We start from the raw sequence: 12710 nt of genomic DNA on the forward strand, positions 1-12710 counted from the left end.
TAACAGCCCCTAAATCAAATGGACAGTGCAAAGAAAACCGCCCACCCATACATCAGGCCTCTTCACAAAGCCGAGCCAACGTCCGAGCCCACTGCGGATGATCATTCAAACAAGGCACCAGCACCAACTCCTCCCCACCAGCCTCGATAAACTGCTCCCGCCCCCGATCCCCAATCTCCTCAAGCGTCTCAATACAATCAGCAACAAACGCCGGGCACATCACCAGCAACCGCTTCACCCCAGCCTTGGCCAACTCATCAAGCCGCGTCTCGGTATAAGGCTCGATCCACTTGGCCCGCCCCAACCGCGACTGGAACGACGCCGACCACTTGCCATCCGGAATACCCATCGCCTTGGCAAACGCCGCCGCACTGGCCAGACACTGCGAGCGATAACACACTGCCCGCACATTCGCGCAGGCCTGCTGGCAGCAATCAGCACTCTGGAAACAATGATTGCCGGTCGGATCAAGCTTCTTCAGGTGCCGCTCAGGCAGCCCATGGAAGCTCAACAACAGATGGTCATAGTCTTCCTGCAGATAAGGTCGCGCACTGGCCACCAACGCATCGATATAGCTCGGCTGATCATAGAACGGCTGCAACACCCGCATCTCCAGCGGCAACTGGTGCTGCGCAATGGTCTGCGTCGCCAGTTCGATAACGGTGGTTACCGTGCTGTCAGCGAACTGCGGATACAGCGGCGCCAACGTCACCTTGCGTACGCCCTGCGCAGCCAGGCGCTTGAGCACCTCCGGCAGCGCCGGCTGGCCATAGCGCATGGCCACTTCCACCGGGCCGTGCGGCCAATGCTCATGCATGGCGGCCTGCAGACGGCGGGTCAGCACCACCAGCGGCGAGCCCTCATCCCACCAGATCGAAGCGTAGGCATGCGCCGACTGCTCAGGCCGCTTGATCAGGATCAGCGACACCAGCAAGCGCCGCACCGGCCACGGCAGGTCGATCACGTACGGGTCCATCAGAAACTGGTTGAGGTAGCGGCGCACGTCGGCTACCGAAGTGGAGGCTGGCGAACCCAGGTTGACCAGCAGCAGGGCATGATCGGTCATGCAGCGTCCTATGTCAGAGGCGGCCGGACAGGTTGTCCAGCGCCGATTGCAGATCGTTAAAACGGAAGGTGAAGCCAGCCGCCAGCAAGCGCGTCGGGCGCGCGCGCTGGCCGCCAAGAAGCAGCGTCGACAGCTCGCCGAGCCCGGCCTTCAACACCAACGCTGGCACGGGCAACAACGCCGGTCGATGCAGCGCCTTGCCCAGGCATTTGGCAAAGGTGCGGTTGCGTACAGGCTCTGGCGCGCAGGCATTATAGGGACCGCTGGCATCGTTGTGGCGCATGAGAAAATCTATCAGGGCGATCTGATCATCTATATGGATCCACGGCATCCACTGCCGACCGTTGCCCAGCGGCCCGCCCAGGCCGAGTTTGAACGGCACGCGCAGGCGCGACAAAAAGCCGCCATCGCTGGCCAGCACCAACCCGGTCCGCACCAACACAACGCGGATGCCAAGCGCTTGAGCACGCTGCGCGGTTTCTTCCCAGGCGATGCACAGCTGGCTGGCGAAGTCCTCCTTGACCGGTTGCGAAGCCTCGGTCAGCTCACGCTCACCGCCATCGCCATACCAGCCCACTGCTGAGCCTGACACCAGCACTTCAGGGCGCTGCTCGCGCTTTTGCAGCCACGCCAGCAACTGCTCGGTCAAAGTAATGCGGCTGGCCCAAAGCAGGTTGCGCCGCGCTGCGGTCCAGTGCCGGTCGGCAATCGGTGCGCCGGCCAGATTGATCACTGCGTCGATCGGGTCTTCGGCATCCAGATCATCCAACTGGCCGATACCGCGCACGCCGTTACCACAGAGCATCGGCACCTGCTCCGGACGCCGGCTCCAGACCGTCAGCCGATGGCCCTGGCCAGCCCACAGGCGGCAGAGATGCTTGCCGAGCAAACCGGTACCGCCTGTCAGCAATATATGCATGGCTGTGTCCTCGCAGATCGTCGGGGTGGTCTATTTTTAACAACAAGGCACTTTCTTGACCGCACGCTCTCGGATAAACATAGGCCAAGCTGGCCTGTAGAGCGGAATAACCTTATACAAACTTTTCGCATTGTACAGGTTTGCAAGACCGCGTAATCTGCTTCGAGCAAGGTTAGAAGAGGCCATCATGACAGTACCTATTGCCATCATTGGTGCCGGCATTGCCGGCCTTTCCGCAGCCCAGGCCCTGCAGGCCGCCGGGCAGACTGTGCACTTGTTCGACAAGGGCCACGGCAGTGGCGGGCGCATGGCCAGCAAGCGCAGCGATGCCGGTGCCCTCGACCTGGGCGCGCAGTATTTCACTGCCCGCGACCGGCGTTTCGTCGAACAGGTGCAACAGTGGGAAGCCGCTGGCCATGCCGCGCAATGGAAGCCGCAGCTATACAACTATCGCGATGGCGTCCTCAGCCCCTCCCCAGACGAGCAGGTGCGCTGGGTCGGCGTTCCACGCATGAGCGCCATTACTCGCGGCCTGCTAAAGGACGTCACAGTCAATTTCGGGTGCCGCATCGCCGAGGTGTTTCGCGGCAAGCAGTACTGGCACCTGCAGGATACCGAAGGCTGCAGCCACGGCCCCTACAGCCGCGTTGTGATTGCCGTACCCGCACCGCAAGCCACGCCACTGTTGGCCGCCACCCCGAAATTGGCAGCGGTCGCCGCCGGCGTGCAGATGGAACCCACCTGGGCCATCGCCCTGGCCTTCGAGACGCCACTGCAAACGCCCATGCAAGGTTGCTTCGTGCAGGACAATCCACTCGACTGGCTGGCGCGCAACCGCAGCAAACCAGGGCGCGACGAGCAGCTCGACACCTGGGTGCTGCATGCCACGTCAAACTGGAGCAAGCAACACATCGATCTCAGCAAAGAGCTGGTGATCGAGCAGTTGAGCGGCGAATTTGCCGAGCTGATTGGCTGCTCGGTGCCGGCCCCAAGTTTTGCCCTGGCCCACCGCTGGCTGTATGCCCGGCCTGCCGGTGGCCATGAATGGGGCGCGCTTGCGGATGCCGACCTGGGCTTGTACGCCTGCGGCGACTGGTGCTTGTCTGGCCGGGTCGAAGGCGCTTGGCTGAGTGGCCAGGAAGCGGCAAGACGCTTGCTCGAGCATCTGGAATAGACTTCGTTGTAAACCTGTACAGAAAAAACTGTTTGCATAAGCGTGTGGCTGTGCTGGAATAGACTTGTACACAAGGAGCAACCTTGTACAGGTATTCTGGAGGCAGCGATGAACGCGTCGGCGAAACCCCGCATTGGCATCAGCGCCTGCCTGCTCGGCGAGAACGTGCGCTACAACGGCGGCCACAAGGCTTCGGAGCTCTGCTTGAGTGCTTTCGAAGCGCATTTCGACTGGGCACCGTTGTGCCCTGAAGTCGCCATCGGCCTGGGCATTCCGCGCGATCCGATCCGCCTGGTGGGTGATCCGCAGCACCCCGAAGTGGTTGCCACGCGTAACCCCGGCGCCAACTACTCTGCCCCACTGCGCGCCTACGGCGAGCAGATGGCTGATGAAATAGGCGATATCTGCGGTTATATCTTCATGCAGAAGTCGCCCTCATGCGGCCTGGAGCGGGTCAAGGTTTATCAGGACAACGGCCACCCTGCGCTCAAAGGCGGCCGCGGTGCCTACGCCGACGCTTTCTGCGCGCGCCGCCCCGATCTGCCTGTCGAAGAAGAAGGCCGCCTGCATGATCCGGTGCTGCGGGAGAACTTCATCAGCCGCGTGTATGCCTACGCCGATTGGCAGCAGCAACTGGCTGCGGGGCTGAGCCGGGGTGCGTTGGTGAGTTTTCATTCGCGGTACAAGTATCTGCTGATGGCAAACAACCCCAAAGCCTATCGCGAGCTTGGCCGGATGTTGGGCAGCATGCGCAAGGATGACGACCCGCAGCAGGTCGGCGCGCAGTACTTCAGCCTCTTGATACAGGCACTGCGCCGCCCCGCCAACCGTGGCACCCACTGCAACGTACTGCTGCATTTGAGCGGCTATCTGCGCGACGCGCTGGACCAAGGCGACCGCGCCGAGCTGCAACAGGTGATCGGCCAATACCAGCAAGGCATCGTGCCCCTGGTAGTGCCTATGACCCTGCTCAAACACCACCTGCGGGTTCATCCAGACCCCTACCTCAGCCAGCAGGCCTATCTGCAGCCCCACCCCGAGAGCCTAGGTTTACGCAATGCAGTCTGAAGATTTGATGCCCATCGGCGAGCTTGCTCGCCGCACTGGGGTAAACCCGGTCACCTTGCGCGCCTGGGAGCGTCGCTATGGTTTGCTCAAGCCGCAACGCACGGCCAAGGGGCATCGTTTGTATGGCACCGACCAGGTCGAGCAGGTGCAGGCGATCCTGCGCTGGCTCGAGCGTGGCGCTTCGGTCGGCCAGGTCCGTGAGCTGCTTGAACACGCCCCAAGCGTTGCCCCGCAAGGCGACTGGCAACTGCGTGAGCAGGCGTTGATCGAAGCGGTGGGCAACCTGTCCCAGCGTACCCTCGACCAGCAGCTCAATCAGGCGATGGCGCTGTACCCGGCCGTCACGCTCTGTGAACAGCTACTGCTGCCGTTGCTGCACAGCCTGGCTCGGCGCTGGCAAACGCATTTCAACGCCCGCCTCGAGCAGGCGTTTTTTCACACCTGGCTGCGCAGCAAGTTCGGCGCACGGGTGTATCACGACAATCAGCAGCTTGCAGGGCCGCCGGTGCTGTTGGTGGTCGACAGCGATCGCGGCTTCGACGCGCATCTGTGGCTGTGCGCCTGGCTGTTTACCAGCAGTGGCCGCGCTGTCGAGGTGCTCGAGTTTGCGGTCGCCGGCGCGCAGCTGCAACGCGCAGTGAGCGAGCTGCAAGCGCAGGTGCTGGTACTGCTGCTCGGTCCGCGGGTTGACTATGCCGCCCTCGAGCGCGCACTGCATGGCATCGATGCGGCAAAACTGCTGGGTGGCGAAACAATCGCCCTGCACCAGACCCAACTGGAAGCCATGCAGCAACCCGGCCTGTCCCTGTTCGACACACCGCAGGCCGCCTTGCGCCTGCTACAGCAAGCTGCGCTCACCCCGACAGAGACGACTTCTTCATGCAATTGATGTGGCTGCGCAGCGACCTGCGCATCGATGACAACAGCGCCCTCAGCGCTGCCTGTGAACGCGGCCCCATCGTGGCCGTGTGGATAGCCAGCCCCGGGCAATGGTTGAGCCATGACGATGCCCCGTGCAAGGTCGACTTCTGGTTGCGCAACCTGCGCGAATTAAGCCAATCACTGCAGCAACTGAACATCCCGCTGCTGATTCGCCATACCGACGACTGGGCTCAGGTGCCGCAAGTGCTGCTGGATATCTGCCGGGAGCATGCGGTGGAAGCAGTGCACTGGAATGACGAGTATGGCGTCAACGAGCAACTACGCGATGAGCGCGCAGAGGCTCTGCTGAGCGGCAGCGATATCAGCGTGCACCGTTACCTTGATCAATTGCTGCTCAGCCCAGGCACCGTGCTGACCAAGGCCGGCCAGTATTTTCAGGTGTTCGGCCAGTTCAAGCGTGCCTGCCTCGAGCGTCTGCAGCATGGCATGCCTGGCATGGCCAGCAGAGTTGCGAAACAAGCTGCGACGAAGATCGCCAGCGACCCGATCCCATCTGCCTTCGACGGATTTACCGAGCCCACTCAAGCGTTACGGGAGTTGTGGCCCGCCGGTGAAACAGAAGCGCAGCGGCGCCTGGCCGAGTTTGCCGAACACAGCATCGATGATTACCTGCAACTGCGCGATTTGCCAGCCGAACCCGGCACCAGTCAGTTATCCGCCTACCTGGCAGCGGGGGTCATTTCCCCTCGCCAATGCCTGCATGCGGCGTTGTCGGCCAATCGCGGTGAGTTCGACAGCGGCAGTGCCGGCGTGCAAACCTGGATCAACGAACTGCTCTGGCGTGAATTCTACAAACACATCTTGGTCGGGTACCCACAGGTCTCGCGCCACCAACCGTTCCGCGCGCACACCGCTGCCCTGCCCTGGCGCGATGCACCGGAAGATTTGCAGGCCTGGGAGCAAGGCCGTACCGGCTTCCCCATCATCGACGCCGCGATGCAGCAATTGCTGACAACCGGCTGGATGCACAACCGCCTGCGCATGATCGTCGCGATGTTCCTGAGCAAGAACCTGTTGATCGACTGGCGCCACGGTGAACGCCACTTCATGCGTCATCTGATCGATGGCGATCTGGCCGCCAACAACGGTGGCTGGCAGTGGAGCTCATCGACCGGCACCGACTCGGTACCGTATTTCCGTATCTTCAATCCGGTGACGCAATCGCAGCGTTTTGACCCAAAAGGCCGCTTCATTCGTCAGTGGCTACCCCAATTGAAGACCCGCGACGATAAATCCATTCATTTGCCCGTGAAATCTGCTGATCTTTTTGCTACAACCTCTTATCAGAGTCCAATTGTGGATCTCGCAAGCAGTCGCCAGCGCGCATTGGAGGCCTTCAAGGGCTTGCCCGCTCGGCAGGATTAGAGGGCAATGTGTGATTCGCACAGGCAGTTTTTGGATCACCGGCGCCACCAACGGGCTTGGTCTGGCGCTGGTGATGGAGTTGCTGAGGCAGGGCCAACGGGTTGCAGCAAGTTGCAATGACAGCCGCCTTGTAGAGTCGCTGACAAGGGATCACGGTGAGCGCTTTCTGCCGCTGCCGTGGCAGCTGCATGACCATGCCCGGGCTACCGAGGCCGCGGCGCAGGTGCAGGCCGTATGGGGCTCGTTGGATGGGTTGATCATCAATGCCGGGACTTGTGATTACCTGGCGCCGGAGCTGCCAGACGACAAGGTGCTGGAGGCGATCGTCACCAGCAATCGGCAAGCCAGCAGCCATTGCCTGGTGGCAGCTGCGCCTCTGCTGGCCAACGGCAATTCGCCTCAAATCATGGCCATTCTCAGCCGCTACTCTGCGATGCAGCTGCACCATCCCAATCAGCCGCTCAATGCCAGCAATAGCTTGGCGCACTGGTTCCGCGAGCAGCGCCCGGCATTGCAGGCGCATGGCATCGATTTGACCGTGGTTGCACCACAATCGCTGCAGGCGCCCGCAACAGCCGCTCACGCCGTGCCCGAACAGTGGACAGCCGAAACCGCAGCGCAAGTGCTGGTCAGCAGCCTGCCTGAACGGGAGTCGGAACTGGTGTTGGAAGTGTGGAGCCTGAGCAGCCTGTGGCCGCTACCCCAATAGCGTGATACCGGGGCCACCTGGCGGCCCCGGCTACCTACGGCGCGTTTACAGCGCCATACGGTAATGCAGCGAGTAGCTCTCTACGCCATCGTTGGGCTGCTTGATCCCGGCGTTGGAGTAGTGGATCGCGCGCACGCCGATCTCGTGGCCACCGGCAAAGCGCAGACCGAAGCCGATACGGTCTTCGAACTGGAATGACGAGCCCAGGTCATTGCTTTCCAGCTTGGTGCGCGAGAACGCAGCGACACCGATGCCCGCTTCAATGTAGGGCTTGACGCTGTCACCGGCGAATTCATAGACGAAAACCGGCGCAAACGACAGGCTGTGGTTGCTGGCAGTGGTGTCGCCATCCCAGAAGGTATAGGCGCCATCCCAGTAGCCGGTTACCCGACCAACGCTGGTTTGCCACCAGCTGGCATCCCAGTTCGACTGCAGCCCCAGGCGATAGACCATGGTGGAGTCGCCGGTCTGCCCTACCGAAAGCGATACGTCCGCCGCCTGTGCCGCAGTCATTTGCCCCATTGCCAAAGCGGCAGCCGCCGCCAAACCAAGCAGTTTCTTCATGAGAAACATTCCTATCCTTTACTGTTTTAAGTGTTATGCCTCATCGGCACCCAATAGAAATCAAAGCTTGTACGATAGTTCAGCTTTCTAGGTGGCTTTTCACATTTTTTTTACAATGGGAAGCTTCGCACACTGTCGGACTTCTTCCACAACAAAGGTAGGATTTTTCTTAAATTGTCCGGATCACTGCTGGTCCAGAAGCCGGTCTGCTGCGGCGGTCCCCCTGCCAACAGGTCACGTTCGCCGAGCAAACGCTGAAGTTGCCGGGCGACCGCAGCGCCGGTATCGATGATCGCCACATCTGCCGGGACCAGTTCGGCCAGCAGCGGGCGCAAGAAGGGATAATGCGTACAGCCCAGAATCAGCGTATCACAGCCCGCCTGCAGCAGCGGTTGAACATAGCCTGCGAGCAACTGGCGCAAATCGGCGCTGATAAGGTCACCGGCTTCGATCCGCTCGACCAGCCCCGGGCAGGGCTGGGTGATGACCCGTACATCGCTGGCGAAGCGGTCGAGCAAGGCAGCAAATTTGGCACTTTGCAGGGTACCGGTGGTGGCTAGCACTCCCACTACACCTGAACGGGTCGCTGCCGCCGCCGGTTTTACCGCAGGTTCCATTCCCACCAACGGCCACTGCGGGTACTGCTCGCGCAGATCAGCCACGGCAGCCACAGTCGCGGTGTTGCAGGCCAGCACCATCGCCTTGGCACCTTGCTGCTGAAAAAACTCAGCAATAAGCCGCAAGCGCTGGCGGATGTAGTCAGGGGATTTTTCGCCGTAGGGAACGTGGCCACTGTCGGCCACGTACAGCAGTGATTCGTTCGGTAGCCGGCGCTGGATCTCGGCAAGTACCGACAAACCGCCGACCCCCGAGTCCATCACGCCGACCGGCGCCGAGCGCTCAGCCATGGCGCTGGGCGCACACGGCGCAGGCCGGGTCACGCTTGACCCGCAGCTCGCGCATGCGCGTGGTCAGTGCATCGATCAGCAACAGGCGACCGACCAGCGGCTCGCCGAATTCGGCCAGCAGCTTGAGTGCTTCAAGTGCCTGCAGGCTACCGACCAGGCCTACCAGCGGGCCGATCACGCCGGCTTCGCTGCAGGTCAGTTCGGCCTCGCTGCCATGGCCATACAGGCAGTGGTAGCAGGGGCTGCTGTCACGCCGGGTGTCGAACACCGACAGCTGACCTTCAAGGCGAATTGCCGCGCCGCTGACCAGAGGCCTGGCCGCAGCCACGCACGCGGCGTTGACCGCCTCGCGGGTGCTGAAGTTATCCGAGCAATCCAGCACCACATCGACCGCTGACACAGCCGCTGCCAGGGAATCCTCGTCCAGCGCCAGGCGGTGAGCCACCAGCTTGATCTCAGGGTTGATCGCCTGCAGGCGCTTGATCGCCGAGTCGACCTTGCCCATGCCGACACTGTCGGTGTCATGGATGATCTGCCGCTGCAGGTTGGTCAGGTCGACCGTATCGAAGTCGGCCAGGTGCAGCTCACCAACCCCCGCCGCTGCCAGGTACAACGCCACCGGCGAGCCGAGGCCGCCGACGCCGACCACCAGCGCCTTGCTCTGCTTGAGCCGCAACTGGCCGTCGATATCCACTTGAGCCAGCAGGACCTGCCGGCTGTAGCGCAGCAGTTCCTGATCACTCAGCATGGCAGGCGCCCCAGCGAGATGCGTTCGTGGCCGCCCAGGTCACGCCGGCTGGCGACCTCGGTAAAGCCCTGTTGGCTGAGCAGTTCACGCACAGCATCAGCCTGATCATAGCCGTGCTCAAGCAACAACCAGCCGCCTTCGACGAGGTGCGCAGGCGCCTGGGCGATGATCTCGCGCAGATCATCCAGGCCATCGTCACCAGCTACCAGCGCACTGCTCGGCTCGAAGCGCACATCGCCCGCGACCAGATGCGGGTCGCCAGCACGAATATACGGCGGGTTGCTCAGAATCATCGCGAAGCGCTCGCCAGCCAGGGCGTCAAACCAGTGGCTCTTGCGCACCTCGACGTTGCTCAATTGCAAGCGCTGACGATTGCGCTCGGCTAGCGCCACGGCGGCGTCGATGCGGTCTACTGCGACCACCTGCCAAACCGGGCGTTCGCTGGCCAGGGCCAAGGCGATCGCGCCGGTGCCAGTGCCCAGATCGAGCAACCGCGCCGGGCCGCCGGCCTGCAGCTCCAGCGCGGTTTCAACCAGCAGTTCGGTATCGGGCCGCGGGATCAGGGTGTCTGGCGCAACCTCGAGGTCGAGTTTCCAAAACCCTTGCTGACCGAGAATATAAGCCACTGGCTCGCCGTCACGGCGGCGCGCGAGGTAGTCGGCAAACACCTGCGCGGCCTCACTACTGACGATGCGCTCAGGCCAGGTGTGGAGAAAGCTGCGCGACTTGCCCAGGGCGGCCGCCAACAGCAGCTCGGCGTCGAGCCGCTCGGTCGGCGAATCTGGCAACTGCGCGTTGCGCAGCAGGCTGGCAATAATGGTCATCAGTCCCCCAGGGCAGCCAATTGATCGGCCTGGTATTCGGCCAGCAACGGTTCGATCACGGCATCGACGCCACCGGCGAGGATGTCATCCAGGGAGTACAGGGTCAGGTTGACGCGGTGATCGGTCACCCGCCCCTGTGGATAGTTATAGGTGCGAATGCGCTCGGAGCGGTCACCCGAGCCGACCAGCAGCTTGCGCTCGCTGGCGATCGCGTTCTGCGCAGCGCTGGTCTGGATGTCGTTGAGCTTGGCCGACAGCCAGGACATGGCACGGGCGCGGTTCTTGTGCTGCGAACGCTCTTCCTGGCACTCGACCACGATGCCGGTCGGTAAGTGGGTGATGCGGATCGCCGAGTCGGTCTTGTTGATGTGCTGACCGCCGGCGCCGGAGGCGCGGTAGGTGTCTACGCGCAGGTCGGCCGGATTGATCTCGATCGCCACCTGCTCGTCAGGCTCGGGCAGCACGGCCACGGTACAGGCGGAGGTATGGATACGCCCTTGCGACTCGGTCTCCGGCACCCGTTGCACACGGTGCGCGCCGGACTCGAACTTGAGCTTGGCGTAGACATTGTCGCCTTCGATACGGGCAATGATCTCTTTATAGCCACCGTGCTCACCGACGTTCTCGGAGAGAATCTCCAGACGCCAGCCGCGCTTCTCGGCGTAGCGCGAGTACATGCGGAACAGGTCGCCAGAGAAGATCGCCGCCTCGTCGCCGCCGGTGCCAGCACGGATTTCAAGGAACACGTTGCGGCCGTCGTTGGGGTCCTTGGGCAGCAGCATGCGCTGCAGCTGCGACTCCAGCTCGAGCAACTGCTCCTTGGCTTCGCGGACTTCCTCGACGGCCATCTCGCGCATGTCCGGGTCGCTGTCCTTGAGCAGCGCCTGCGCGCCCTCGAGGTCAGCCTGGACCTTGCGCCACTGTTGATAGGCGCTCATCACCGGCTCGACTTCGGCGTATTCCCTGGAATAGGCCCGGAAGCGCGTCTGGTCGGCAATCACCTCGCCGTCACCCAGCAGGGCAGTCAGTTCCTCGAAGCGGTCCTGGAGGATATCCAGTTTATTCAGCAGCGACGCTTTCATTGCGGGGGTTTGTCCGTGGAGCCCTCGTTGAGGGCAAAGAGTTCCTGGGCCATGGCCAGCGCATCGACGCGGCCCTCGGCCGAGAGCTTTTTCAGCTGCACGCTGGGCGCGTGCAGCAATTTGTTGGTCAGCCCTCGGGCCAGCTGGGCCAGTACGTCCTCCGGGTTGCCGCCGTTGGCCAGCAGCCGCTGGGCCTTCTGCAGCTCTTCATCGCGCAGCCGTTCACTTTGCTGGCGGTAGGCCTTGAGCACATCGACGGCAGCCAGCTCGCGCAGGCGCACCATGAAGTCGCCGGCGCCGGCCGCAACCAGCTCTTCGGCAGCCTGCGCCGCGCCCTGACGGCTTTTGAGGTTTTCGGCGACGACATCGTGCAGGTCATCAACGGTATACAGGTAGACGTCATCCAGCTCGCCGACCTGTGCCTCGATGTCGCGCGGCACGGCAATGTCGACCATGAAGATCGGCTTGTGCCGGCGTTGCTTCAGCGCACTTTCGACCGCGCCCTTGCCCAGGATCGGCAACTGGCTGGCGGTGGAACTGATGACGATGTCGCTGTGCGCCAGCTCCTGGGGGATGTCCGCCAGCAACACGGCATGGGCGCCGAACTGCTCGGCGAGCATGCTCGCCCGCTCCAGGGTGCGGTTGGCCACGACGATACGGCGCACGCCCTGCTCATGCAGATGGCGGGCAACCAGGGTGATGGTTTCACCAGCACCGATCAGCAGCGCCTGGCTACGGCCCAGGTCACTGAAGATCTGCTTGGCCAGGCTGGCCGCGGCAAACGCCACCGACACCGGGTTCTCGCCGATCGCGGTGTCGGTCCGTACCTGCTTGGCAGCGCTGAAGGTAGCCTGGAACAGGCGCCCCAGCAGCGGGCCGATGGTGCCGGCCTCGCGCGCCACGGCGTAGGCCGACTTCATCTGGCCGAGGATCTGCGGCTCGCCCAGCACCAGCGAGTCCAGCCCGGAGGCGACCCGCATCATGTGCCGCACGGCGTCATGTTCCTCATGCACGTAGGCGCTTGCGCGCAGTTCATCTACGCTGAGCTGGTGGTAGTCGGCCAGCCATTGCAGCACCGCGTCGGCGGTCAGGTGGTCCTGCTCTATGTAAAGCTCGCTGCGGTTGCAGGTCGACAGGATCGCCGCCTCGCGGCTGGCGGTCAGTCGGCAGAGCTGCTGCAGGGCGTCGACCAGCTGCTCGGGCGTAAACGCCACGCGCTCGCGTACGTCTACCGAGGCAGTCTTATGGTTGATACCAAGTGCAAGAAAGGCCATGCAAGGTCGCTGGTTGTGACGTGAAGCCGATAATTGTCCTACTTCGCAGGTTCCAGAACAACCACCG

Annotated in this window: 13 protein-coding genes; 5 read left to right on the forward strand and 8 right to left on the reverse strand. The window is 62.7% G+C overall.

What is annotated here, in order from left to right; genetic code table 11:
- Positions 1-52: 52 nt before the first annotated feature.
- Together hemH and ACQZ2L_RS24360 are read right to left on the reverse strand one after the other, a co-directional pair.
- Positions 53-1066, reverse strand: coding sequence for a ferrochelatase (gene hemH / locus ACQZ2L_RS24355; RefSeq protein WP_430328202.1), 1014 nt, complete (start codon positions 1064-1066; stop codon positions 53-55).
- Positions 1067-1079: 13 nt separating this feature from the next.
- Complete coding sequence (locus ACQZ2L_RS24360; protein WP_430328203.1) at positions 1080-1985, reverse strand: TIGR01777 family oxidoreductase; 906 nt, start codon at positions 1983-1985, stop codon at positions 1080-1082.
- 187 nt (positions 1986-2172) lie between these two features.
- Between ACQZ2L_RS24360 and ACQZ2L_RS24365 the strand changes: the two genes are divergently transcribed.
- The 5 genes from ACQZ2L_RS24365 to ACQZ2L_RS24385 all read left to right on the forward strand — a co-directional run bounded on the left by ACQZ2L_RS24365 (position 2173) and on the right by ACQZ2L_RS24385 (position 7243).
- Positions 2173-3159, forward strand: coding sequence for an NAD(P)/FAD-dependent oxidoreductase (locus tag ACQZ2L_RS24365; protein WP_430328204.1), 987 nt, complete (start codon positions 2173-2175; stop codon positions 3157-3159).
- Between the two features lie 108 nt (positions 3160-3267).
- Entirely contained in the window at positions 3268-4227 is a 960-nt protein-coding gene (locus ACQZ2L_RS24370) for a DUF523 and DUF1722 domain-containing protein (RefSeq protein ID WP_430328205.1), read from the forward strand.
- Positions 4217-5116 (forward strand): MerR family transcriptional regulator, encoded by a 900-nt coding sequence (locus ACQZ2L_RS24375; protein WP_430328206.1) that lies wholly within the window; start codon positions 4217-4219, stop codon positions 5114-5116. Before ACQZ2L_RS24370 ends, ACQZ2L_RS24375 begins: the two co-directional genes overlap by 11 nt.
- The gene (gene phrB, locus ACQZ2L_RS24380; protein ID WP_430328207.1) at positions 5107-6534 is read left to right on the forward strand and encodes a deoxyribodipyrimidine photo-lyase; all 1428 of its coding nucleotides are present in this window, start codon (positions 5107-5109) and stop codon (positions 6532-6534) included. The genes ACQZ2L_RS24375 and phrB overlap by 10 nt, the downstream gene beginning before the upstream one ends.
- A gap of 10 nt (positions 6535-6544) precedes the next feature.
- Positions 6545-7243: an SDR family NAD(P)-dependent oxidoreductase gene (locus ACQZ2L_RS24385; protein WP_430328208.1), complete on the forward strand. Its 699-nt coding sequence runs from the start codon at positions 6545-6547 to the stop codon at positions 7241-7243.
- Positions 7244-7288: 45 nt separating this feature from the next.
- Here ACQZ2L_RS24385 and ACQZ2L_RS24390 read toward each other — a convergent pair whose 3' ends face one another.
- From ACQZ2L_RS24390 to hemA, 6 genes are all read right to left on the reverse strand, one after another.
- Positions 7289-7807: an acyloxyacyl hydrolase gene (locus ACQZ2L_RS24390; RefSeq protein ID WP_430328209.1), complete on the reverse strand. Its 519-nt coding sequence runs from the start codon at positions 7805-7807 to the stop codon at positions 7289-7291.
- A 110-nt stretch (positions 7808-7917) separates the two neighbouring features.
- The gene (gene murI, locus ACQZ2L_RS24395; protein WP_430328210.1) at positions 7918-8715 is read right to left on the reverse strand and encodes a glutamate racemase; all 798 of its coding nucleotides are present in this window, start codon (positions 8713-8715) and stop codon (positions 7918-7920) included.
- Complete coding sequence (locus ACQZ2L_RS24400; protein WP_430328211.1) at positions 8708-9463, reverse strand: molybdopterin-synthase adenylyltransferase MoeB; 756 nt, start codon at positions 9461-9463, stop codon at positions 8708-8710. Before ACQZ2L_RS24400 ends, murI begins: the two co-directional genes overlap by 8 nt.
- Positions 9457-10287, reverse strand: a complete 831-nt coding sequence (gene prmC, locus ACQZ2L_RS24405; protein WP_430328212.1) for a peptide chain release factor N(5)-glutamine methyltransferase — start codon at positions 10285-10287, stop codon at positions 9457-9459. Before prmC ends, ACQZ2L_RS24400 begins: the two co-directional genes overlap by 7 nt.
- A complete protein-coding gene (prfA, locus tag ACQZ2L_RS24410; RefSeq protein WP_314877806.1) occupies positions 10287-11369 on the reverse strand; it encodes a peptide chain release factor 1 in 1083 nt (360 codons plus the stop codon). Before prfA ends, prmC begins: the two co-directional genes overlap by 1 nt.
- Positions 11366-12643: a glutamyl-tRNA reductase gene (hemA, locus tag ACQZ2L_RS24415; RefSeq protein ID WP_430328213.1), complete on the reverse strand. Its 1278-nt coding sequence runs from the start codon at positions 12641-12643 to the stop codon at positions 11366-11368. Before hemA ends, prfA begins: the two co-directional genes overlap by 4 nt.
- Positions 12644-12710: the final 67 nt, after the last annotated feature.

Origin of the sequence: Pseudomonas shirazensis, from assembly GCF_050496565.1 — a bacterium.
GTDB lineage: Bacteria > Pseudomonadota > Gammaproteobacteria > Pseudomonadales > Pseudomonadaceae > Aquipseudomonas > Aquipseudomonas shirazensis_A.

Coding starts and splice junctions, on each gene's coding strand:
- ACQZ2L_RS24370 (WP_430328205.1), top strand. CDS start 3,268: ATGAACGCGTCGGCGAAACCCCGCATTGGCATCAGCGCCTGCCTGCTC.
- ACQZ2L_RS24390 (WP_430328209.1), bottom strand. CDS start 7,807: ATGAAGAAACTGCTTGGTTTGGCGGCGGCTGCCGCTTTGGCAATGGGG.
- ACQZ2L_RS24375 (WP_430328206.1), top strand. CDS start 4,217: ATGCAGTCTGAAGATTTGATGCCCATCGGCGAGCTTGCTCGCCGCACT.
- prmC (WP_430328212.1), bottom strand. CDS start 10,287: ATGACCATTATTGCCAGCCTGCTGCGCAACGCGCAGTTGCCAGATTCG.
- ACQZ2L_RS24365 (WP_430328204.1), top strand. CDS start 2,173: ATGACAGTACCTATTGCCATCATTGGTGCCGGCATTGCCGGCCTTTCC.
- ACQZ2L_RS24400 (WP_430328211.1), bottom strand. CDS start 9,463: ATGCTGAGTGATCAGGAACTGCTGCGCTACAGCCGGCAGGTCCTGCTG.
- prfA (WP_314877806.1), bottom strand. CDS start 11,369: ATGAAAGCGTCGCTGCTGAATAAACTGGATATCCTCCAGGACCGCTTC.
- hemH (WP_430328202.1), bottom strand. CDS start 1,066: ATGACCGATCATGCCCTGCTGCTGGTCAACCTGGGTTCGCCAGCCTCC.
- hemA (WP_430328213.1), bottom strand. CDS start 12,643: ATGGCCTTTCTTGCACTTGGTATCAACCATAAGACTGCCTCGGTAGAC.
- murI (WP_430328210.1), bottom strand. CDS start 8,715: ATGGCTGAGCGCTCGGCGCCGGTCGGCGTGATGGACTCGGGGGTCGGC.
- phrB (WP_430328207.1), top strand. CDS start 5,107: ATGCAATTGATGTGGCTGCGCAGCGACCTGCGCATCGATGACAACAGC.
- ACQZ2L_RS24360 (WP_430328203.1), bottom strand. CDS start 1,985: ATGCATATATTGCTGACAGGCGGTACCGGTTTGCTCGGCAAGCATCTC.